At 72.8% G+C, this 22,334-nt stretch carries 19 protein-coding genes; 9 read left to right on the top strand and 10 right to left on the bottom strand.

From position 1 onward, the window contains the following. Positions 1 to 8: 8 nt before the first annotated feature. A complete protein-coding gene (locus ACQPZF_RS15465; RefSeq protein WP_433272123.1) occupies positions 9 to 1,115 on the top strand; it encodes a hypothetical protein in 1,107 nt (368 codons plus the stop codon). A 115-nt stretch (positions 1,116 to 1,230) separates the two neighbouring features. Here ACQPZF_RS15465 and ACQPZF_RS15470 read toward each other — a convergent pair whose 3' ends face one another. The 4 genes from ACQPZF_RS15470 to ACQPZF_RS15485 all read right to left on the bottom strand — a co-directional run bounded on the left by ACQPZF_RS15470 (position 1,231) and on the right by ACQPZF_RS15485 (position 4,994). Then, positions 1,231 to 2,766, bottom strand: a complete 1,536-nt coding sequence (locus tag ACQPZF_RS15470) for a vanadium-dependent haloperoxidase (protein ID WP_433272124.1) — start codon at positions 2,764 to 2,766, stop codon at positions 1,231 to 1,233. 441 nt (positions 2,767 to 3,207) lie between these two features. Beyond that, the gene (locus ACQPZF_RS15475; protein ID WP_433272126.1) at positions 3,208 to 3,711 is read right to left on the bottom strand and encodes a response regulator transcription factor; all 504 of its coding nucleotides are present in this window, start codon (positions 3,709 to 3,711) and stop codon (positions 3,208 to 3,210) included. A gap of 357 nt (positions 3,712 to 4,068) precedes the next feature. Continuing rightward, a complete protein-coding gene (locus tag ACQPZF_RS15480; RefSeq protein WP_433272127.1) occupies positions 4,069 to 4,287 on the bottom strand; it encodes a hypothetical protein in 219 nt (72 codons plus the stop codon). After that, positions 4,284 to 4,994, bottom strand: a complete 711-nt coding sequence (locus ACQPZF_RS15485; RefSeq protein ID WP_433272128.1) for an AfsR/SARP family transcriptional regulator — start codon at positions 4,992 to 4,994, stop codon at positions 4,284 to 4,286. The genes ACQPZF_RS15480 and ACQPZF_RS15485 overlap by 4 nt, the downstream gene beginning before the upstream one ends. 185 nt (positions 4,995 to 5,179) lie before the next feature. On the opposite strand from ACQPZF_RS15485, the gene ACQPZF_RS15490 reads away from it, so the two are divergent. The 3 genes from ACQPZF_RS15490 (at position 5,180) to ACQPZF_RS15500 (ending at position 7,902) form a co-directional block, all read left to right on the top strand. Then, a complete protein-coding gene (locus tag ACQPZF_RS15490) occupies positions 5,180 to 6,043 on the top strand; it encodes a manganese catalase family protein (RefSeq protein ID WP_433272129.1) in 864 nt (287 codons plus the stop codon). Positions 6,044 to 6,108: 65 nt separating this feature from the next. After that, positions 6,109 to 7,329, top strand: coding sequence for an Nramp family divalent metal transporter (locus tag ACQPZF_RS15495; protein ID WP_433272131.1), 1,221 nt, complete (start codon positions 6,109 to 6,111; stop codon positions 7,327 to 7,329). A gap of 129 nt (positions 7,330 to 7,458) precedes the next feature. Next, positions 7,459 to 7,902, top strand: coding sequence for a DUF4383 domain-containing protein (locus ACQPZF_RS15500; RefSeq protein ID WP_433272132.1), 444 nt, complete (start codon positions 7,459 to 7,461; stop codon positions 7,900 to 7,902). A gap of 9 nt (positions 7,903 to 7,911) precedes the next feature. Here the strand turns inward: ACQPZF_RS15500 and ACQPZF_RS15505 are convergent, their stop codons facing one another. Genes ACQPZF_RS15505 through ACQPZF_RS15515 form a run of 3 tightly spaced genes read right to left on the bottom strand, consistent with a single transcriptional unit; the run spans position 7,912 to position 9,081 of the window. Further along, on the bottom strand, positions 7,912 to 8,244 hold the full coding sequence (locus ACQPZF_RS15505; protein WP_433272133.1) for a YnfA family protein: 333 nt from the start codon (positions 8,242 to 8,244) through the stop codon (positions 7,912 to 7,914). Between the two features lie 10 nt (positions 8,245 to 8,254). Further along, a complete protein-coding gene (locus ACQPZF_RS15510; RefSeq protein WP_433272134.1) occupies positions 8,255 to 8,767 on the bottom strand; it encodes a MerR family transcriptional regulator in 513 nt (170 codons plus the stop codon). Next, positions 8,764 to 9,081, bottom strand: a complete 318-nt coding sequence (locus tag ACQPZF_RS15515) for a hypothetical protein (RefSeq protein WP_433272135.1) — start codon at positions 9,079 to 9,081, stop codon at positions 8,764 to 8,766. The genes ACQPZF_RS15510 and ACQPZF_RS15515 overlap by 4 nt, the downstream gene beginning before the upstream one ends. A gap of 133 nt (positions 9,082 to 9,214) precedes the next feature. Here ACQPZF_RS15515 and ACQPZF_RS15520 point away from each other — a divergent pair, with 133 nt between their 5' ends. Continuing rightward, entirely contained in the window at positions 9,215 to 9,685 is a 471-nt protein-coding gene (locus tag ACQPZF_RS15520) for a hypothetical protein (protein WP_433272136.1), read from the top strand. Between the two features lie 25 nt (positions 9,686 to 9,710). Here the strand turns inward: ACQPZF_RS15520 and ACQPZF_RS15525 are convergent, their stop codons facing one another. Together ACQPZF_RS15525 and ACQPZF_RS15530 are read right to left on the bottom strand one after the other, a co-directional pair. Continuing rightward, positions 9,711 to 10,163 carry a PaaI family thioesterase gene (locus tag ACQPZF_RS15525; protein WP_433272137.1) on the bottom strand — a complete coding sequence of 151 codons (453 nt, stop codon included), beginning with the start codon at positions 10,161 to 10,163 and terminating at the stop codon, positions 9,711 to 9,713. Between the two features lie 52 nt (positions 10,164 to 10,215). Next, a complete protein-coding gene (locus tag ACQPZF_RS15530) occupies positions 10,216 to 11,694 on the bottom strand; it encodes an alpha/beta hydrolase (RefSeq protein ID WP_433272138.1) in 1,479 nt (492 codons plus the stop codon). 144 nt (positions 11,695 to 11,838) lie between these two features. Here ACQPZF_RS15530 and ACQPZF_RS15535 point away from each other — a divergent pair, with 144 nt between their 5' ends. From ACQPZF_RS15535 to surE, 3 genes are read left to right on the top strand one after another with little or no spacing between them, the layout of a single operon-like run. Then, positions 11,839 to 12,057, top strand: coding sequence for a DUF6343 family protein (locus ACQPZF_RS15535; RefSeq protein WP_433272139.1), 219 nt, complete (start codon positions 11,839 to 11,841; stop codon positions 12,055 to 12,057). Positions 12,058 to 12,091: 34 nt separating this feature from the next. After that, the gene (locus tag ACQPZF_RS15540) at positions 12,092 to 13,018 is read left to right on the top strand and encodes a 1-phosphofructokinase family hexose kinase (protein ID WP_433272140.1); all 927 of its coding nucleotides are present in this window, start codon (positions 12,092 to 12,094) and stop codon (positions 13,016 to 13,018) included. Next, a complete protein-coding gene (gene surE, locus ACQPZF_RS15545; protein ID WP_433272141.1) occupies positions 13,015 to 13,794 on the top strand; it encodes a 5'/3'-nucleotidase SurE in 780 nt (259 codons plus the stop codon). The genes ACQPZF_RS15540 and surE overlap by 4 nt, the downstream gene beginning before the upstream one ends. On the opposite strand, the gene ACQPZF_RS15550 is transcribed toward surE, so the two are convergent. Continuing rightward, a complete protein-coding gene (locus ACQPZF_RS15550; RefSeq protein WP_433272142.1) occupies positions 13,756 to 16,380 on the bottom strand; it encodes a tetratricopeptide repeat protein in 2,625 nt (874 codons plus the stop codon). The two genes, surE and ACQPZF_RS15550, sit on opposite strands and share 39 nt — an antisense overlap. Before the next feature lie 175 nt (positions 16,381 to 16,555). Here ACQPZF_RS15550 and ACQPZF_RS15555 point away from each other — a divergent pair, with 175 nt between their 5' ends. Next, a complete protein-coding gene (locus ACQPZF_RS15555) occupies positions 16,556 to 22,294 on the top strand; it encodes a LamG-like jellyroll fold domain-containing protein (protein ID WP_433272143.1) in 5,739 nt (1,912 codons plus the stop codon). Positions 22,295 to 22,334: the final 40 nt, after the last annotated feature.

Consider the following 22,334-nt stretch of genomic DNA (forward strand, 5'->3'; position numbering starts at 1 on the left):
GTAGTCACTTGAACACAAGATGGTATGCGGCGGTGGCGTCGGTCGCGCTCGTGGTCGTGCCGGCGGGCACGGCGGGCGCGGACGGCGGGACCGGTTGGCAGCGGATGAAGGCGCCCCCGTCGGGGCTGGAGTACCTGCTCGACGACGTGTCCGCGGTGTCTTCGGACGCGGTGTACGCGGTGGGCTCGTCGGAGACCGGTGGCGGGCTGATCTTGTTGAGGTGGGACGGCGCGCGGTGGTCGCTGGAGAGCGACCTGCCCGCCACGGCATCGCCCACCCTGCGTGCGGTCCACGCGCGGGGTGACCGGGTGTTGGCCGTGGGGCAGGACGTGGTCGGCGGGGTGGCCAAGCCGTTGCTGCTGGACCGTGACGGCACGTGGCGCAAGGCGATCGGCGTCGCACCGGGTGGTGAGCACGGCCGGCTCGCCGACGTCGCCGCGGTGTCCGACACCACGGCGTGGGCGGTGGGGCGCGAAGGCTCGGGCCTGGTCGAGCGCCCGGTCGCGCACCGGTGGAACGGCACGGCACTGGAGCGGTTCGCGCTGCCGGTGACCGGCGGTCACGCCAAGGCCGAAGCCGTGGCGGGCCTGTCCGGCACGGACGTGTGGGCCGTCGGCACCGAAGGCGGACTGGCCGGCGCGCGGTCGCAGGGCTTGTCGTGGCGGTGGAACGGGACTGGCTGGCGGTCCGTGCCGGTGCCGTCGGTCGGTGCTCACCAGGTCGAGCTGACCGACGTCGTCACGGCAGGGGACCAGGTGTGGGCCGTGGGACGCGCCGACGCGCAACCGCTGGTGCTGAACTGGTCCGGCCGCGCCTGGGAACGGGTGGCCGTGCCGGCTGCCTCCGCCACCAGGATCAACGCCGCCGCCGACGACGGCCGAGGCGGGCTGTGGGTCGCCGGGGAGACCAGATCCGGTCGGGACGCCGCGCCGTTCCTCGCCCGCTTCGGCGCGGGCGCGTGGACCACGGCGCCCACTTCGGACGATCTGGCCCACAGCGCTATGCGGGGCGTCACCAGGGTGCCCGGCACGACCACGATGTGGGCCGCGGGCAGGCACTTCCGGACGGGCACGTACTGCTCCGGCTGCCGCGCGACGATCGCGATCAACGGCTGACTGCTCCGGCTGCCGCGCGTTGATTGCAGTCAACGGCTGACCAGGTGGCGGACCTCCCCGAGGAGAGGTCCGCCACCCCCGCCGTCAGGCGGCAGGAAGGTCCGTCACCCCCGCGTCAGGAGCTGAGCCGCACGCAGGCGCTGTCGATCCAGCCCTTCAGGCCCTTCAGGAAGCCGCTGTCGATGGTGACGTACTGGGCCTTGCCGTCACTGCTGCCGTAGTGGACCGCCAGCGCCGTGTCCCGGTTCGGGGACACGTGGTAGTCCTTCAACTGGCCGTTGTCGAACGTCTTGTACACGTCGCCGAACGAGCAACCGACCACCGCCGGGGCCGTCGCGCCCGCCGCCCGGAGGTAGTGCGTGCCGGCGCGCTCCGCCATCGCGGTGCCCGAGGCCACGCCGTACTCCGCGTCGAACTGGTAGTGCACGCCGAGGTAGATGCGGCTGCGGGCGTTCTCGGCGCCTGCCGCGCTGAAGCTGGTGAACGAGCGGGTCACGCCGGTCGCGAACGGGTCCTCGGAGGTCGCCGTGAAGCTGATGTTGTCCGTGCCGAAGTAGGACTTCATCGCGCCGGCCCACGCGCCGCCGAACGTGGCGTGCCCGGAGGTGTAGGCCGGGAACGGCGGCGAGAACGGCGTCCCGTCGCGGAACGTGGACAGCGGGCGCCAGTTCGGGTCCGCGTCGGTCGCGGCGTTGCCGTCCGTGTCGGCCAACTGGATCGCCGACTCGGGCCGCCACAGGTCGATGTCGGTCTGGAACTTGCGGTCCCAGGCCACGATGCCCGCGTCACCCATGGCCAACCCGACCAGGGCGAACAGCCGCGCCTTCTCGGGCGTGCCCAGCCCGCGCTGCCCGGCGACGATCTGGGTGTGCGTGTAGAGCTGGCCCGGCGGCTTGTAGGTGCCGTCCAGGTCGTTGGCCCAGAAGTGCGCGATCTGGGTCTGCTCGGCGGTGCGGGTGGTGGACGTGACGCTGCCCAGCGACTTCACCTCGTTGACCTGGGCGGCGTACTCGGGGCTGGCCAGCAGCGCCGACATGGTCGGGTGGTTCGCGGGGTTCTGCGGCCGGAACTGCGCGCCCGTGGTCGCGGTGAAGGGCTTGACCTTGCCCCAGTTCGGCGTGGCCGCGTCGCCGGACCCGGTGGGCCGCCAGTGGCCGGGCGCGTTGTTGATCGGGTACGGGGTGTTGTCCGCCGAACCGTCGTTGGTCCGGTTGGCGACGATCGCCGCCGCGGCGGCCTTGCCCAGGCCGGTCCCGTCGCCGGTGTCCGGACCGGCTCCGGCGAGCGCGCCGGCGAGTTCGTCGGCGAAGTCCTGCCCGGGGAACGCGGCGATCAGCGCGTCGTGCGCGGCGTGCGCGACCGCGTGCCGCACCGAGGCGGTCGGAGCCGCCGCCTGGTACACGTAGGGCTGCCCGACGGTGGTGATCGAGTTGACCGCGTCGTAGATCGCGACGTGCATCATCGCGCCGCTTCTGGCCAGCGGACCCGGTGCTCCGCCTACGGTTCTGTAGGTCTCCAGCAGGACGTCGTTCCAGTACAGGACGGGGTCGCTCGCGGGTGCCGCGGCGGCGGGCTGGGCCAGCGCGCCGAGAGTTCCCCCCAAGGTCAGCGTCGTCACGGCCACCAGGCCGAGTCGCCGACTTGCCGTCATCCGGCTCATCTCACTCCTCGTGTCGATCCCTCCTCACCGTCCGGCCGGGCACGTGCGCACAACCCCCTGTGTCGGTGCGCCTGATCGCGGAGCGGTCGCCGGCGTCGCCGGCCGAGGAGCGGCGGGATTCCCGCCACACCGAGGATCATCGCCACGCCGTCGGCGCCCCGGGGAGGGCAAAGCGGACAGCGACCGGAACCGGCCACTCGCTGAGGACCGCTGCGGGACAACGACAAACGCCGTCCCGACGCGACGTCGAAAAGTTTCCGGGCAGCCCGAGCGCCGACGATGTCCTTTCGGGCAAAGACAAGCGCCGTCGCCCGAGGTGGCGATGCCTCTTCGGGCAACGATGATCGCCGTCCACTGCGGAGGAGGGGCTGGTTCCGCACAATGGCGTGTGCCGTTCCGGGCGAACCCCAGCGCCCGGGACGGCCCTCCGAGTCAGAGCCAGCCGAGGCGGGCCGCCGCTACACCGAGGGTGAGCCGGTTGCTGGCGCCCGCCCGCGCGGCCAGCTTCTCCATGTGCCGCCGCACGGAGCGCGAGCTGAGCCCGAGCAACCGGGCGATGGTGTCGTCCTTGCACCCTTCGGCCGCGAGCCGCAGGATCCGCCGCTGCACAGCGGAAAGCCCGCCACCCGGCGGGAGGTCGTCGTCACGCAGCGGCACCGCGCCGGCCCACAACCGCTCGAAGTAGTCCGCCAGCAGCGACACCACCGTCGACGCCCGGACGACCAGCGCACCGGCCGGTTCCAGCCGGACCACGGCCGCGTCGTCCACGACCAGCAGCTCCGCCGGCGGCGGGCCGGCGATCACCCGCACCTCGTCGCCGCCCGCCATAGCCTGTGCGACAAGGGTGTCCGCCTCGACCACTGGCGTGCCGCAGATCACCCGACGCCGCACGCCGATCAGGGCGTTGTCGTCGTTCCGGGCCGCCGGAAGCCCCACCGATAACCGCCGGTATTCGTTCCGCGCGCCCCGTGCCAGCTCGCGCTCTAACGCTGAGATCTCGGCTTCGTCGTTCACCACACGCGTGACGCCGCTGTGCGTCACCCGCGTGCAAGCTCTTCTGGCACAGGGCAAAACCAGATCAGGAGACATGTCGAACCCCCCGTGAATCATCTCCGACGCGCCACTGTCCCCGAGTGGCGCGGATGATCGCGAGACTAAGCGTCCTGACCGATATCGTCCACGTGCACACATTCGCTCATCCGTCAACAACGGATCCGCAGTGATCACCGTGCGTATCCGTCCACTGTGGACGTAGTAAGTCCATAATGGACACTGTTGGCGAGTTGCCGACGGTCAGCCCGAGGTCATCGCCAGGAGCCCGACGCCGGCCGCGATGAGCATGACGCAGACGGCCGTCACCCAGGGACAACGGCGCTGCCAGGCGGCGATGCGGCGGGTGTCGCGGGGCCCCCGCGGCTCGGTGGCGGACAGCTTGCAGGCCAGGCTGAACACGCCGAGCCCGGCCAGCCAGACCAGTCCGGTGCCGGCGAGGGCCGCGCCGAGGCCCGTCACGGTCGCCGGTCCAGCAGCGGGCGGACCAGCCGGTGGATCTCCGGCGACGGGGCGAGCCCCAGTTCGGCGCGCAGCCGGTGGCGGTACTCGGCGTACTGCCGCACGGCCTGGGCCGGGTTGCCGTCGGCGAGGTGCAGTTCGACCAGCATCCGGTGGGCGCTCTCCCGCAGCGGGTCGCTCTGCACGGCCGCCGACGCCGCCTGGTGCGCGCGGTGGCGGTCGCCGGTGGACCGGAAGCGGCAGCTCAGCGTCTCCAGGGCGCGCAGCCGGGCCTCGTGCCACCAGTCCTGCTCGGCGGTCAGCCACGGCTGGTCCCAGTCGGGCAGCAGCTCGGCCTTGAGCAGGCTGAGCGCGTGGGCGTCCGGGACGCGGTCCGGTGCGGCGACCGTCGTCGCGAGCTGACGCGCCAGGTGGAAGTCCACTTCGACGCCCGGACGCAGCCGTAACACGTCGTCCGCGGCCTGGACCAGTCCGCCGGTGGGTTTGGCCAGCCGCCACAGGGTCGACCGCAGCGAGGCCGCCGCCCGGCGCGTCGTCGCCTCCGGCCACAGCAGCGCCGCCGCCGTCGCCCTGCTCACCGCCGACTCCCGGATCGCCAGCAGCGCCAACAACCTGCGGGCGGCGGGTATCACGTGCAGCCGGCCGTCGTCCAGGCCGAACCCGTCGAGCAGGCGCAGGGTGCGGGCCGGCAGGGGGGTTTCTGTCATCGGGCGACCCATCGGTTCGTCGGTGTATCGGAACGCTCGGGTGCCCGCCGGATCGGCCGGGCACACCACCGGCCGGGGAATTCCCCTCGACTTGTCCTGCGGCGGTGACGCGGCGGTGACGCCGTCGTGCCGACCCGGTCACGCAAGCTGCCTAGCTTCGGATCACCCGCAGCGAGGAGGCCGACATGTTCCTGCACACCAGCAGGCTCCAGTTCGAGGCGAAGCCCGCCCAGCCCGACGCGCACTACGCACGCAAGCTGCAAGAGCTCATCGGCGGCGCGTTCGGCGAGATGACCGTGACCATGCAGTACCTGTTCCAGGGGTGGAACTGCCGGATGGAGGGCAAGTACAAGGACCTGATCATGGACGTGGCCACCGAGGAGATCGGCCACGTCGAGATGCTCGCGACCATGGTCGCCCGGCTGCTCGAAGGGGCGCCGGCGGACGTGACGGCCAAGGCGGTCGCCGACGACCCGGTGGTGGCCGCGGTGATCGGCGGCATGGACCCGCAGCAGGCGATCGTGAGCGGCGGCGGGCCGACGCTGTCCGACAGCAACGGGGTGCCGTGGAACGGGCGGTACATCGTCGCCAGCGGCAACCTGATGGCCGACTTCCGGGCCAACGTCGCGGCCGAGGCGCAGGGCAGGCTCCAGACCGCCCGGCTCTACAACATGACCGACGACCCGGGCGTGCGGGACATGCTCAGGTTCAACCTGGCCCGCGACACCGCCCACCAGAACATGTGGCTGGCGGCGATCGAGGAGTTGCAGGAGGACGGCCTGGAAGGGCCGATCTCACCCAGTGCGCTGTTCGACGAGGAGCACCAGGAGCACGCGGGCACGATCTGGCACAACTCCGACGGCCCGGCCGGGCAGGAGGGCCGGTGGGCGGCCGGGCCCACGCCGGACGGGATGCGCGAGTTCTCCTACGTCACCGACCCGGAACCACTGGGGGACAAGGCTTCCGCGCCCGCGCCCGACCCGCTGCTGTACGCGACCAGCCCGACCAACCTCGGGCTGATCGAGAAGGCCATCCGCAAGCTCACCTGACCCACCCACCGACGCGTGCCGCCCGGGCCGGGCGGCACGCGTCCCAGCACGGGAAGGACGGTCGGATGGCCGGTGTGCCGGTGGTGACCAGGCTGCGCTCGGCGGCCGTGGTGATGGGCCCGGCGTTCGTGGTGGCGGTCGCGTACGTCGACCCCGGCAACTTCGCGACCAACATGGCGGGCGGCGCGAGCCACGGCTATCTGCTGCTGTGGGTGATCGTCGGGGCGAGCCTGCTGGCGATGTTCATCCAGTACCAGTCGGCGAAGCTGGGCGTGGTGACCGGCCGCAACCTGCCGGAGCTGTGCCGGGAGCACTACCCGCGCCCGGTGACGGGGCTGCTGTGGGCGCAGGCCGAACTGGTCGCGATGGCGACCGACCTGGCGGAGTTCGTCGGCGCGGCGGTGGCGCTGAACCTGCTGTTCGGGGTGCCGCTGCTGCCCGCCGCGCTGATCACCGCCGCGGTGTCGGCCGGCATCCTCGCGCTCGCGCCGCTGCGCCGCCGCAGGTTCGAGTCGGTGATCATCGGTCTGCTGGCGGTCGTGCTCGGCGGCTTCCTCTACCAGGCGCTGCGGCTGGGTCCGCCGACCGGCGCGGCGGAGGGCCTGGTGCCGGGCTTCGCCGGCGCGGACAGCGTGCTGCTGGCCACCGGGATGCTCGGCGCGACGGTCATGCCGCACGTGATCTACCTGCACTCGGCGCTCACCCAGCACCACCACCGCGCGGACCCGGCGGTGCGCGGCCGGACCCTGCGCGGCTGCCGCGCGGACATCGTCGTCGCGCTGGGCGTCGCCGGGCTGGTCAACGTGAGCATGCTGGTCGTGGCCGCCGGGGCGTTCCACTCGACCGGCTCGCCGAGGGAGTCGCTGGAGGACATGCACACCGGTCTGGGCGACCTGCTCGGTCCCGGCGCCGCGCTGGCGTTCGCCCTCGCGCTGCTCGCGTCCGGCCTCGCCGCGTCCAGCGTCGGCACCTACTCGGGGCAGGTCGTGATGGAGGGGTTCCTGCGCCGCCGCATCCCGCTCGCGCTGCGCAGGCTGCTGACGATGGCTCCGGCGCTGGCCGTGCTGGCGTCCGGCGTCGACCCGACGAAGGCACTGGTGCTCAGCCAGGTCGTGCTGTCGTTCGGCATCCCGTTCGCCCTCGTGCCGCTGGTGCTGCTCGGCCGGCGGGCGGACGTCATGGGCGATTCGGTCAACCGGCGGGCCACGACGTGGTTCGGCGCGGCGGGCGCGGCGGTGATCTCGGCGCTCAACCTGTTCCTGCTCGTCCGCACGGTCACCGGCTGACGCCTCCTGCGGTGACGGCGCGCGGTGACGGTGCGCCACTCAATACCCCGGAAGAGGGAATTCGCCGCGCCTGACGGGCTGATCGGAAACCGGCGGCGGAAAGTGTGATGCAAACGAGAGGAGCAGACCATGGCGAACGCGAATGTGGGACGTGTCCAGGACGCGGGCCCGCTGCGGAAGGCGGCCACGGCGGTCGCCGCGGTATTCCTGTTGGTCGGGATACTCGGCTTCATCCCAGGGGTGACCAGCCACTACGACGGGATGACGTTCGGCGGTCACGAGTCCACCGCGATGCTGCTGGGCGTGTTCCACGTGTCGATCCTGCACAACATCGTCCACCTGCTGTTCGGCCTGGTGGGCCTGCTGATGGCCCGCACCGCCGCCGGCGCCGCCGCGTTCCTGATCGGGGGTGGCGTGATCTACCTGGCGCTGTGGCTCTACGGGCTGATCATCGATTTCGACAGCGCCGCCAATTTCGTGCCGCTGAACACCGCGGACAACTGGCTGCACCTGTTCCTGGGGCTGGCCATGATCGGTCTGGGAGTGGCTTTGCGCCGCAACCGGACGGCGTAGCGGCGTCCCCTAGCCGCGTGGCGCGTACATGATCACCGCGACGCCGATCAGGCAGATCACGGCGCCGAGGTAGTCCCAGCGGTCGGGGTGGAACTCGTCGACTGCCATGCCCCAGGCCAGGGAGCCGGCGACGAACACCCCGCCGTACGCGGCCAGGATGCGGCCGAAGTTCGCGTCGGGTTGCAGGGTGGCCACGAAGCCGTACGCGCCCAGGGACACGACGCCGGCCGCGATCCAGAGCAGGCCCCGGTGTTCCCGCACGCCCTGCCAGACCAGCCACGCGCCGCCGATCTCCGCCAAGGCCGCCAGCGCGAACAGGACCAGGGATCGGGCAACGGTCATGATCGTGACGTTAGCCTGCCGTGCGGGGCTCGGCCGTGCCTGCGTCGGTGGGTCGTGCATCGGTGGGTCGTGCGTCGGTGGGTCGTGCATCGGTGGGTCGTGCTTCGGTGGGTCGTGCTTCGGCGGGTCGTGCGTCGGTGAACGGGATCGGGCACGACGGCGCGTGGGAGCAGGCGATCAGGTCGTCGCAGCCCGCGTCGACGGCGTTGCGCAAGGTGTCCCGGACGACGTTCAGATCGGCGATCCTCGCCTCAATGTCGGCCAGTTTCCGCGCCGCTCGGGCGTGCAGCCGGGGTTGGCCGCGGTGCACCGCCAGTAACTCGGCGACCTCCTCCAGCGTGAACCCGAGCCGTTGCGCGGCTTTGATCACCCGCAGCACCGTGACCGCCTCCGGCGGGTACACCCGGTGCCCGCCCGGCGTCCGCTCCGGCTCGGCCAGCAGGCCACGGCGCTCGTAGTAGCGCAGCGTCTGCCGGTTCACCCCGGCCGCGTCCGCCAGCCGCCCGCTGCGCAGCCCGGTCACGTCGAGCGCCCCGCGGCCAACCCGTCCAGCACTTCCGCGTGCGCCTCCGGGACCGTGATCTCCAACCGCAGCCCGTCACCGTTCGCTACCAGCGCGAACGTGAAGAACGAGCAGCAGGCCGTCTCCCGCGTCACCAGGTCCGCCGCCTTGGCCGCCACGTCCGCCACGGGTTCCAGCGTCAGCCGCAACGCCGTCGGTCCCGTACGCTCCACGCCGCGCGCCGCGGCGAGCAGCTCGGCGAACTCCGCCTCTCGGAACGGGCGTTCGGCAGTCGGCAGTGTGCACGCCCGCGGCGCCCAGGCTTCGGTGCTCATGACACGACGGTAAGCCGGTACCCCGGTACCGGGTGCAAGTGTGATCTGCCCACGCCGTGTCCGCATTTTTGCGGTCTCACGACGTATGGTCTGTCGTCACCCCCTAGCACCACCAGGCAGGAGCACCCCGACCGTGGCGAAGACCGTCGACCCCGCGCGCGTCGAGCAGGAAGCACGCACCCGTTTCGCCGAGCTGGACGCCACCGCCCCGGCCGCCCGCGACGACCGGGGAGTCGACCACCCGCCACCCGCCCGCTACGTGGACATCCTGCGGCGTGCCCGGCTGATCTCGATCAGCGACGGGCTCGCCGACGCCGTGCTCGCCCGGCTGGCCGACAAGGGCGTCGAGGCCGCGGTCGACCAGGTGCGCGTCGATTCCCTGGAGGACGACCACCAGGTCATGGCCATCGCCTGCACGGCGGCGGGAGCGGCGGCGGTCGTCCCGTTGCGCCCCGGCGCCTCGGTCCTGCGGATCTACCCGGCCGGCCCGGACATCGTGCTCACGGGTCCGCCGCTGGCCACCGTCGAGCTGGCCGTGCGGGAACAGGACCGGTGGGTGAGTGCCGCCTCGATCGCCGACGCCTTGGAGCCGCACCTGCGCTGAGGTTCGTGGTCACGCAGGGTCGTGGTCACGTGCGGGGGCGCCAGCGCTTCCAGAGCGCCGTCGCCTCCGCCCGGGTCTTGCCGTCCCAGACGAGTTCGACGTCGACCGTCATCTCGGCCTCGGACGCCTCCCGCACCGACGCCCGCAGCTCCACCGGGTCGTTGAGCGGTGACGGACGCAGGTAGCGCACGTCCAGGCCGGCCGTCACGTAGCACAGCTTGGCGTCGCCCAGTGGCTTCCACCCCCTGCGGTCGGCCTCCGACATCACGGCGGCGGCACTGTGGCAGTCGAGGACCGTGCAGATGATGCCGCCGTTGAGGAAACCCAACCCGTTGTCGTGCTCCGGCCACGGCTTGAACGTCGCGGTCACCACCCCGTTGTCACCGGGGTAGCTGCGCAGTCGCAGTCCGTTGGCGTTCCCGTGGCCGCAGCCGAAGCACGGCAGCGTGGGGTAGAGGCGTTCCTGAATGCTGTCCACAGAGGTCCACAGTAGGCGGACGTTCGCCGGGACCGTCCTTCCCGGCGTCCAGCTAGCCGGCGGTGACGAGGTGTGACACTTCGCGCCGCAGCGTTTCGGGATCGTTGAAGTAGGCGGTGTGGCCCACACCGGTCCACGTGAGCAGGCGCGCGCCCTCGATTTGGCGGGTCAGGCCGACGGCCCACTCGTGTGGGGTGGCCGGGTCGTGTTCGCCGCCTACCACCAGGATGTTCGCCGCGTCGCGGACCCGTATCGGGCCCCACGGGTTGGCGGGGCGGATCGGCCAGCCCGCGCACCCCGCCTGGATGTCCCAGGCCTCGACGTGGCCCCGGGTGAGTGGCGCGATCCGACGGGCCTCTCGTTGGCGGGACGCCAGGTCGGCGAAGTCGCGCACGTCGCTGGGGAAGTCGTGGCAGGCGATCACCCGGTACGCGGCGTCGGTGGACGGGGTGGCGAACATGGCCGCGTCCGGGGTCGCGGCGGTGGCCGCGCTGAGGCCTCGGGCCAGGTGCGGCCAGTTGCCGGTGATGTACAGCAGCGAGTAGACGCCGTAGCCGATCTGTTCGGCGGTGACGCCGTCCGGCACGCCTTCGGCCGGGATGGGGTGTCGGTCGGCACGGTCCAGCAGCGCGCGGTACTCGGCGCGCACGTCCCGGTCGTGCATCGCGCAGGACGGTTCGGCGGCGCACCACCCGGCGAACCTGGTGAAGACGTCTTCCGTGCTCCTCGCCTCGTCGACGGCCATCCGCCGGGAGCCGATCGTGTGGTCCACGGCCCCGTCGAACACGGCCGCGCGCACCCGGTTCGGGAAGAGCTTGGCGTAGGTCGCGCCCAGCAGCGTGCCGTAGGACAGGCCCAGCCAGCTCACCTCGTCCGCACCCAGGGCCACGCGCACGGCGTCGAAGTCGCGGGCCGCGCTGATGGTGTCCACGTGGTCGATCAGCGGGCCCGTGGCCTGCCGGCAGCTCTCCGCCACCTCGCGGTTGTGGTCGACCAGCCGCCGGTACTCCCTGGGTGTGCGTGGGAACTGCGTGACCTTCGGGTCCACCGGTGGTTTCGGGCACGTGATGGCGGGGCGGCTTTCCCCGACCCCGCGCGGGTCGACGCCGACGATGTCGAACCTGTCGCGCAGGTCGGCCGGGAACACCTCGGCCGCGTAGTCCCGCACCAACGGCACCGCCGGTCCGCCCGGTCCGCCGGGGTTGACGAACAGCACGCCGATGCGACGGGCCGGATCGGCGGCCTTCACCCTGGTCACCGCCAGCGTGATCCGCGCGCCGCCCGGCCGGGCCCAGTCCAGCGGCACCTGGACCGACGCGCACTCGGCGCCCCGTTCGCCGCACACCCGCCAGGCTGGCCCCCGTTCCGCCTGCGCGATGTCCGGAACAGCGTCTTGTGCCGCCTGCGCGGTGTCCGGAACAGCGTCTTGTGCCGCTTGCGCGGTGTCCGGAACTGCGCCCTTTCCCGCCTGCGCAACGCCCGGAACAGCCACGAGGGCCGTTGCCACCGCCAACACCACAACTCGTCTCATACCGTCCCCTCGCTCGCCCGGTCGGGGCGATCATGGTGCGCGGAGGGATCAACCGTCGTCAGACGCCGGGATGAGGCGGCCTCATCCCGGCGGCCTACCGCGTCGAGCGGGAGTGCGTGTGCCGGTTCGGGGAATCCCGGACACATGGACGAGGAACTGCCGCCGCCCGCACCGCCCCGCAGCGCGCTGACGTTGCGGCTCTGGCTGGCCGGCTTCGGTGTCGTCTTCAACGCCGGGGCCGCGATCCTGCTGTTCCGGGCCGGGTTCACGGTGCTGGCGGTGATCCTCTGCGTGATCGCCCTCGGCCTGGTCGTCGACCTCGCGTGGGTGGCGCACCGCAAGCGGCGGGGAGATCCGGGATGAGCTTGGGATCGGGCAAAACGGGTAAAGCATTCACATGACGACAGGTCGAGTGGCGGTGTTCGCGCCGTCTCCGCAGTTGACGGTGACGGTGGAGGTGCTCGACGGCGAGCCCGACATCCACATCCACGCGGGTGGTCAAGGGGTGTGGCAGTCGCAGATGATCGAATCCCTGGGGGTGGAGGTGGTGTTGTGCGCGGCCCTCGGCGGTGAGACCGGGCAGGTGCTGCGGCACCTGATCGGGGTGGCGTTGAAGGCCCGGGACGTCTCCGCCCGCAACGGGGCCTACGTGCACGACCGGCGGGACGGTGTGCGCGATCCGGTCGTGGTGATGCCCGCCGACCCGTTGTCCCGGCACGAGTTGGACGACCTGTACGAGATGACGCTGGTCGAAGCGCTCGGCGCGGGGGTGGCCGTGCTGAGCGGGCCCGCGGAGGACGACGAGCCGGTGCCGGACTCGGTCTACGAACGGCTCGCCACGGACCTCGGCGCGAACGGTTGCGCGGTCGTCGTGGACCTGTCCGGCGGGCGGCTCGCCGCCGCGCTCGAAGGCGGCCCGATGGTGGTCAAGGTCAGCCACGAGGAACTGGTGTCGGACGGCCTGGCCAAGTCCGACTCGCTGCCCGACCTGGCGGTGGCGTGCGAGAAGTTGGCCTCCTCGGGCGCCCGCTGCGTCGTGGTGTCCCGCGCCGCCGAGGAGACCCTGGCGTTGCTCGACGGGGACTTCCACCTCGTGGAAGTGCCCCGGCTGAGCACGGTGGACACGCGTGGCGGCGGCGACTCGATGACCGCCGGGCTGGCCGCCGGGCTCGCGCAGGGGCAGTCGATCGAGGAGTCGCTGAAGCTCGGCGCGGCGGCGGGCGCGGTCAACGTCATGCGGCACGGTCTCGGTTCGGGCAGCGGCGACGTGGTGCGCGAACTGGTCGGACGGGTGCGGCTCAAGCGGTGGGAGGACGACCGGTGAGGGTGCTCATCACCAACGACGACGGTATCGACTCGCCGGGGCTGACCGCCCTGGCCCGCGGGGCGGCGGAGTACGGGTGGACGGCGGTGGTGGCCGCGCCCGCGCGGGAGTCCAGCGGCACCAGCGCCGGCCTGACCGCCGCCGGGGACGAGCGGCGGGTGGAGATCGAGCGCCGGGACCTCCCGGGGCTGTCCGACGTGCCCGGCTACGCGGTCTCCGCGCACCCGGCGCTCATCGCGCTGGTGGCGTCCCAAGGGGCGTTCGGCGAGGCCCCGGACATCGTGCTGTCCGGCGTGAACCGGGGCGCGAACGTCGGCCGCGCGGTCCTGCACTCCGGCACGGTCGGCGCGGCGCTGACCGCGTCCATCAACGGCGCGCGGTCCATGGCGGTGTCCCTCGACGTGGGCCTGGAACCGGACGTGGAGCACCACTGGTCGACCGCGGTCGAGGTGGCGGTCGGCCTGTTCGACCGGCTCGCGGCCCTGCCACCGGGCTCGACGCTCAACCTCAACGTGCCCAACCGGGCGGAGGCGGGTGCGCCGCGCCGGGCGGCGCTGGCCGAGTTCGGCGCGGTCCGCAGCCGGGTCAAGGAGACCGACGACGGCTCGATCAGCCTGGTCTCCGTGGTCGTCGGAGGGCAGTTGCCGCCGGGCAGCGACGCCGCGCTGCTCGCCGACGGGTACCCGACGCTGACCCCGTTGCGGTCGGTGACCGAGGACCCGGACTTCTGGGAGGGGTCAGGTGCGCGTGGGTTCGAGCCGGGCGCGGAGCTGTGAGGCGTCGGGCAGGCCCATGTCCTCGTACAGCACGACGGCGCGCCGCCAGTGCTCGGCGGCCCGCACCGGGTCGCCGGCCGCCTGGTGGGCGTCGCCCAGGCCGGTGAGGGCGCGGGCGCGTTCGTAGCTGTCGCCGGCGTCCTCGGCGAGCAGCAGCGCCGACCGGTGGACGTCGATCGCCTCCGCCGGCTCCATCGCGCCGCACAACGCCTCGCCCAGGTTGTTGAGGGCGAGCAGCCGCACGGTGTGGTCGCCCGCCTCCTCCGCGATGGCGATCGCCCGCCGGTGGTGCCGGATCGCCTCGGCGTGCCGGCCCCGCCCGTGGTGCACGACGCCGAGGCAGGTCAGCGCGTAGCCCTCGTTGAGGCGGTTGTCCGCCTCACGGGCGATCGTCAGCGCCTCCGCCAGCAGCGTGGTCGCCTCCCGCTGCCTGCCCAGCCGGAAGCAGGCCAGGGCGAGGTTGGTCATGCCGTGGCCGACCTCGTCCGAGGTGCCCGACTCGCGGGCCACCGCGAGGGACCGCTCGAAGTGCTCCAGCGCTTGGACGTGGTCGCCCCGGCAGCGGTGGACGTTGCCGATGTTGTTGAGCGCCATGCTCTCGTTCACCCGGTCGCCCAGGTCGCGCGCGATCGCCAGGGCCTCCTGGTGGCTCGCCAGCGCCTCGCCGTGGCGGCCCAGGCCCCACTGGACGTTGCCGATGTTGTTCAGCGTCCGGGACCGACTCGCCCGGTCGCCCACCTCGCCGGCCACGGCGAGCGCCCGGTGGTAGTGGTCCAGCGCCACGGACAGCCTGCCCTGCCGCTCGTGGATGATGCCGATGTTGTTCAGCACGCGGCCCTGCACGGCGCGGTCGCCGAGTTCGCGGGCGATGGCGAGGGCCTGGCGGTAGTGGTCGAGGGCCTCCGGGAAACGACCCTGCCGCCAGTGCGTCGCGCCGAGGTGGTTGTGCGTGTGGCCCTCGCCCGCCCGGTCGCCGAGCGCACGGGTCGCGGTCAGGGCGCGTTCGTGGAACGCCAGGGCGACCGAGCTGCGGGCGGTGTTGTGCAGGTGCCGCCACAGCAGCGTCGAGAGGTCCGCGGTGTGCCGGGGGTTGTCCGGGTCGTCGGCCACGGCCAGCAGGTTCGTCTCCTCCTCGTCCAGCCACGCGCGGGCCGCCGCGGCGGTCAACGGCTCGAACCGTCCCGCCGGCGGCACTTCGGGGCGGCGGTGCTTCTCGTACGGGTACAGCGCGTCCATCGCCGTGGCGACGCCGTGCCGGTAGTGGTCGGCGAGCCGGGTCAGGGCTTCCCGCGTGCGGGTCGGGGGATCGTCGAGCCGGGACCGTTCGACCGCGTAGGCCCGCACCAGGTCGTGGAAGCCGTGCCTGCCCGGCGTCGGGCACTCGACCAGGTGCGCGTCGGCCAGCTTGCGCAGCCCCTCCTGGGTGGTGTCGACGTCCTCGCCGGCCAGCGCCGCGGCGGCGGGCGCCCCGATGTCCGGGCCGGGCTGGCGGGCGAGCAGCCGCAGCAGGCGGCGCAGGTCGGCGGGCAGGCTCTCGTAGGACAGCGCGAGCGCCGCGCGCACCCCGCCCTCCAGCGCGAGCGCGGTCAGCGGCGGCAGGTAGTCGGCGGGCGTCCAGTCCGGGTGGTCGCGCAGGTGCCTGCCGATGACCGACAGCGCCAGCGGCAGGTGGCCGAGCAGGTCGGCGATCCGCGCCACGACCGCCGGGTCGGCGTCGACCCGGTCCGCGCCCGCCGTGCGGCGCAACAGGTCCAGCGCTTCGGCCGGCGTGAACAGCGGCAGCGGCACGGTGGTCACGCCGCCCGGCCCGGCCGGCGCGGTCCGGCTGGTGATCAGCGTCAGGCAGGTCGGCGAGCCCGGTAGCAGCGGCTCGACCTGGGCCTCGTCCCGCGCGTTGTCCAGCACGACCAGGGCCTTGGTGGCGGCCAGCTTCCGCCGGTACAGCTCGACCCGCCCGTCGAGCGTGCGCGGCACCCGGTCGCCGGGGACGCCCAGCAGCCGCAGGAACGCCTCCAGCACCGCCGCCGGGTCGGCGGGCGGCCCCTCCGGGTCGAATCCGCGCAGGTTCGCGAACAGCACGGTGCGCTCCGGGTCGCGGGCCAGGAGGCGGTGCCCGACCCGGACCGCGAGCGCGGTCTTGCCCACGCCCGCCATCCCGGTGAACACCGACACCGGGTCGCCGCCGGCGGACCCGTGCACGGCGGGCGTGGCCGCGCGGTCGGTGAACACCGCGAGGTCGTCGGGCAGCCGGCCCTGGACGCTCACGTGGCCCGCCGCCTCGCGCCCGCCCTGGATGCGGCCGAGCACCCGCTCCCACCGGGCGACCTCCTCCGGGTCGTCCACCAGCGCGCGCACGATCGCCACCAGCAGTTCGGCGTTCGGCCGGCGGCGGCCGACGCGGAAGCAGTCGCCCACGGTCGCCCGGCCGGGCCATTCGCCGCGCGGCCGTCCGGCGGCGTGCCACTGCTCGTGGACGCGCTTGGTGACGGCGGTGACCGACGGGTTGCCCGCCCACGCCTTGAGCAGCCGGAGCTGGGCGATGAACTCGTCCAGCGAGCGGGCGCGTTCGGGATCGGGAACCGGCACGCACCGAATCGTAGGGACCGGGCGCCGCCGGCGGGAGCGAGTCGCGTTCATCCGGGTTCATCCGGGTTTTCCCCGTCGGCCGCGCGCCGGCCGCACTGTGGTCGCCGCCAGGGCGCGGCGGGTCCGCACCCGGCGAGGGGTTGACGTCCGTCAAGGGCCGTCGAGGGGAGTCCTGATGCGTGCACGAAGATCGGCTCTGGTCCTGGTGGTGGCCGTGCTGGCCGCCGGGGTGGCCGCGGTGGGTGGACCGGCGCGGGTGGCGAGGGCCGCGCCGGCCGCCGCGCCCGGCCCGCTGTCGATCATCCCGACCTCGTACCCCGTCCCGGACGGGGCGTTGTTCGTCGCGCCGAACGGCAACGACACCAACGCCGGCACCGAGGCGGCCCCGCTGCGGACCGCCGCCGCGGCGGTCGCCAAGGCCGCGCCGGGCCGGATGACCACCGTCGTGTTCCGCGCGGGGGAGTACCGGGAGCGGCTGGGGGACATCTCCGCCCCGGTGACGCTCCAGCCGTACCCGGGCGAGCACGTCTGGTTCAAGGGCAGCAGCGTGATCCAGTCCTCCCAGTTGGCCGCGGACGGCAACGCGTGGCGGCTGGACGGCTGGAACCCCGGCAGCGTCTGCCGCGCCACCGCGCCGGCCTACGACGAGTGCATGAACCCGCTGCACTTCAACGACGACAACCCGGTCGGCGGCGACCCGCAGATGGTGTTCCTGGACGGCGAGCCGCTGCGCCAGGTCGCCACCCGCGAGGAGGTCCGCGCGGGCACGTTCTTCCACGACGGCCCGGTGGACAAGACCTACCTCGGCAGCGACCCGAACGGCCGCCGGGTCGAGATCACCGCGCGCAAGAGCGGCCTGCACTTCTTCGCGGGCGCGGAGGGCTCGGTCGTGCGCGGGCTCGGCTTCGCGCACTACGGGTCGAGCCAGAACCAGACCAAGGAGCCGGCGGCCGTGCTGGCGCAGGCCAAGGGCATGGTGCTGGAGAAGAACACCCTGGTGCGCAACGCCGCCGCCGGTCTGCTGGTCAACGCCGACGACGTCCGGCTGACCGGCAACCTGGTCGCCGAGAACGGCGCCAACGGCATCAACGCGCACCGGTCGGCCAACCTGACCGTCGAGCAGAACCGGGTGCTGCGCAACAACACCGAGCGGCTCGGCTACAACCTCGGCTACAACCTCGCCGGAGCCGGGATGAACGGCACCCGGCTGGTCGGCGCGACCGTGCGCGACAACGTCTTCGAAGCCAACTACGGCAACGGTTTCTGGTGCGACCTGTCGTGCCACGACCTGACCGCCGTGCGCAACCTGATCCGCGCCAACTCCCACCACGGCCTGCTCTACAAGGTCTCCGGCCCGGCCCTGCTCGCCTCGAACGTGCTGGCGGACAACGGGATGCACGGCCTGATCGTCCTGGGCTCCAACAAGGTGCGGATCTACAACAACACCGCCGTCGGCAACGGCCAGGGCATCGGCGTCCAGGAGGACCCGCGGCCGTTCTGCCCCGGCGATGACGACGACTGCCCCACCGACGCCGAGCGCGCGCAGGGCATCACCTGGGACACCACCGAGACCACGGTGGCGAACAACATCATCGCGGGCGGCACGAGCACCGCGCCGCTGTTCTCCACCACCGACCACAACGCCGCCGAGACCGGGCGGCGGCTCGGCGCGGACGGCATGATCCCGGCGAGCCTCATGCACCACAACGGCTACACGCGCACCGCCGCCGACACCCCGCCGTCGCTGGTGCAGTGGTCCCGCGTCCGGGGCGTCTCGCTGCTCTTCGGATCGCTGGCCGAGTTCCAGACCGCCACCGGCCGCGACGCCGGATCGCGCTACCAGGAAACGCCTTTCACGGTGAACGCGGCGGCCGGCGACTACCGGCTGACGCCCGGCAGCCCGGCGGAGGCCGCCGGCGCGGCCCTGCCCGCCGACGTCGCCGCCGCCCTCGGGGTGCCCGCCGGACCGGTTCGCCTCGGCGCGCTGTCCTGGCCCGCCGAGCCCGCGACCCTCGAACACGTGCGCAACGGCGGTTTCGACAGCGGCTCGATCCTGCCGTGGTGGTCGGCCGGCAACCCGGTGCTCGGGGTCGACGGCGGCGCGCTGCGCGCGACCGTGGCCGACGGCGCGGCGGAGCCCGGCGACGCGGTGGTGGTGCACCGCACCGGCACGCTGGTCAGCGGGCGCAGCTACACGCTGTCCTTCGACGCCCGCGCGTCGACCGACGTGGCCGTGCAGGCGTCGGTGCAGGAGGGCGACGCCCCCTACAGCGCCTCGCTGGACCAGGAAGTCGTGTTGGAGCAGGGTTCCCAGCGGTACTCCTTCCCGTTCACGTCCACAATGGACACATCGGTCGCCGAAGTGGTGTTCCGGCTCGGCGGCAAGGGCGCGTTCACCGCGCACTTCGACAACGTGTCACTGGTGGAGAACACCTGGGCGGTGTCCCGTGAGGCCAAGGCCACCGAGCAGGAAGCGCTCGCGGCGGCGGCGTCCACCGGCCAACTCGTCGAAGTGCTGGCCGAGCGCGGCGAGGCGCGCGAGGTCTACGCCACCCCGGACGGCAGCCTCACGTCCAAGGAGTACTTCGAGCCGGTCCGCACGACCAGGAACGGCCAGTGGACGCCGGTCGACACCACGCTGCGCAAGCAGTCCGACGGCTCCGTGACGCCCAACGCCACGCCGGTCGCGATCAAGCTGTCCGGCGGCGGCGCCGGCCCGCTGGTGACGATGGACCGCGCGGGCAAGCCGATGGCGCTGACCTGGCCCACCGCGCTGCCCTCGCCGCGACTGGAGGGCGACACCGCCGTCTACCCGGCGATCATGGGCCCGGACGTGGACCTGCGCGTGCAGGTCGAGGCGGAAGGCTTCTCGCACGTCCTGGTGGTGAAGACCGCGGCAGCCGCCGCCGACCCGCGCCTGGCGAGCCTCAAGCTCGGCCTGTCCGCGCCGGGCCTCACCGTGAGCACGGCGGAGGACGGCACCCAGCAGGCCGTGGACCAGGCGTCCGGCGCGGTCGTCTACGAGGCCCCGGTCCCGATCATGTGGGACTCCACCGCCCCCGCCCAGGCCTTGGCGGCGGCGTCCGAGGACGGCGAGGCGATGGCCGACGACGCGGTCACCGTCGCGTCGCCGGAGCAGCCGGGCGACACGTCGAAGGTCGCCGCGGTCACCACCAGCGTCAGCGGCGACGAGATGACGCTGCGCCCGAACGCAGAGATGCTGACCGCCCCGGACACCACGTTCCCGGTCTACATCGACCCGATGTGGGACACGCCCCGCGCGTCGGCGCGGCTGATGGTGTCCAGCGGCGGCTGGTCGAAGCACAACTTCAAGAAGGACGAGGGGATGGGGCGCTGCCCCCGCGACTACCCGCCGGCGGGCAAGTACTGCAACGGCTGGTACGAGAAGCGGCTGTTCTACCGGGTGCCCACGGCCCGGTTCGCGGGCAAGCAGATCCTGTCCGCCGAGTTCCACGTCCGCGAGGTGTGGTCCACGTCGTGCCGCAAGCGGGTGGTGGACATCCACCTCGCCAAGGCGTTCGGCGCGGGCTCGACGTGGAACTCGACGTCCGACAACTGGCAGCGCCGGCTGGACAGCCGCAACGTGGCCAAGGGCTTCGGCTCCGGCTGCCAGGCGGGCGACGTGCTGTTCAACGTCACCAGCGGCATCCGCCAGTCGGCCAAGGAAGGCTGGTCGAACACCACGTTCGGGCTGCGCGCCCGGGACGGCGGCGACCAGCTCGCCTGGAAGCGGTTCAGCCGCAACGCCTTCGTGCGGGTGCACTACAACACCCCGCCCGCGCAGCCCAAGGCGGGCCAGCTCTCGTCCAGCCCCGGCGGCCCGTGCCGCCCGGCGGACAACCCGGCCCGGTTCAACCGGCAGCCGACGCTGTTCGCCAAGAACCTGACCGACCCGGACAACAAGGGTGTGGAGGGCGAGAAGCTCAAGGCGCAGTTCCAGTTGGCGTGGACCGACGCGGGCGGCGTGCGCCGGACCAAGAACCTCGGCACGGTGAGCAAGATGTCGGCGTCGAAGGGCCGCAGCGCGTCGTTCAGCGTGAAGGTGCCCAACGGCGTGGTGCCGCCGGGCACCAAGGTGGCCTGGGAGGTCCGCGCCTACGACGGGCGGGCCTGGAGCCCGTGGAGCGCCGCCGGGAACGCCACGCCGTGCCACTTCGTATATGACGCGAGGGCGCTGCCCGAACCGGTGATCACGTCGAACGCCGCGGACGGCTATCCGCCGCTCGATCCCGCCAATCCCAACCAGGTCCCGACCGAAGGCGTGGGCCGGTACGGCAAGTTCGCCGTCAAGTTCGACGCGCGGGTCGCCAAGTACGCGTTCGCGATGAACACCAACCCCTCCGAGGGGTCGGCGAAGACCAAGGGCGCCGAGATCGAAACCGTCGACGCGATGCCCACGCACGCCGGGTTGAACACCCTGTTCGTCACGGCCTGGGACGCGGCCAACAACTGGTCCACCGGCACCTACGAGTTCTGGGTGGCGGACGGCCGCGCCCCCAAGGCCCACTGGACGCTGGACGAGGCGGCGGGCGCGACGAAGCTGGCCGACACCGCGCCCAAGTCCGCCGGGCAGGCCGCGTACCCGGCGACGCCGCAGGGCGGGGCGGCGCTCGGCGCGGCCGGCGCGCTCGGCACCGCGATGAACCTCAACGGCACCACGGGTTTCGCGGCGACCGCCGGTCCGGTCGTGGACACCACCAAGAACCTGGCGGTGTCGGTGTGGGTGAAGATGCCCGCGACGCTGCCGACCACGCACGTGGTGGTGGCGAGCCAGGCGGGCGCGCAGATGGCGGGCTTCTACGTGAAGTACGACCCCACGGACAAGAAGTGGAGGATGTGGCGGACCCAGGGCGACGGGGTCACCACCGGCGGCGGCACCGCGATCTCCCGTGATCCCGCGCAGCCCGGCGTGTGGACGCACCTGGTCGGCGTGCAGGACGTGGTGGCGCGCAAGCTCCGGCTCTACGTCAACGGCGTCGAGAGCGGGTCGGCGGACATCGTCGGCAACCCCTGGTCCGCGGGCGGCGCGTTCCAGCTCGGGCGCGGTATCTGGAAGGGCGCGTACGGCGACTACGTCCCCGGCCCGATCGACGACCTGCGGGTGTTCGACCGCGTGGTGACCCTGGACGAGGTGCGCGACCTGTTCACCATCAAGCCGGTGACGATGAGCAAGTGGCACCTCAACGCCGCGTCCGGCACGACCACCCCGGACACCGGTCCGGGCGCGCGGCACCCGATGACGCTCACCGGCGCAGCCAAGATCACCACGGACCCGTCCGAGGTGTTGGTGCGGTCCCCCGCCGGCACCACCGGGGGAGCGCTGGAACTGCCCGGCGGCAACAACGACTACGCCGCGGCGGCCGGCGCGGTGGTGGACACCAGGGAGAGCTTCACCGTCGCCGCCTGGGTGTCCACGGCGGGCAGCCCGACCCGGCCGATGACCGTGCTGAGCCTCGCGGGCGCGCACCACAGCGCGATCACCGTCCGGTTCGACCCCGGCAAGCAGCGGTACGCGCTGGACGTGCCGAGCAAGGACGCGGCGGGCGCGACCACGGCCACGGTGGAGCACTCCACGTTCCACCAGGGCAACTTCGGCGACTGGGACCACATCGCGGTCACCTATGACGCCTTCGAGGGCACGGTCACGTTGTGGGTCAACGGGTTCCGGGAGGCCGCGGCGGACGCGGACAACCTCTCGTTCCGCCACCAGACGCGGCCGTTCGGCCCGGTGGCGTCGCTCCAGATCGGCCGCGGCCTGACCGGCGGCGCGTACCCGGCGGGCCGCAACTGGTCCGGGCTGGTGGACGACGTGTGGGTGCTGCGCGGCGTGGCGTCCCAGCGGCTGATCGACATGCTGGCGCTGCCGACCGAGATCGGGTCGCTGCCCGGCTGACCGGACGTGGGCCGGCGGCGGTCCCCTCCGCCGCCGGCCC

Source organism: Actinosynnema sp. CS-041913, from assembly GCF_050942485.1.
Lineage (GTDB): Bacteria > Actinomycetota > Actinomycetes > Mycobacteriales > Pseudonocardiaceae > Actinosynnema.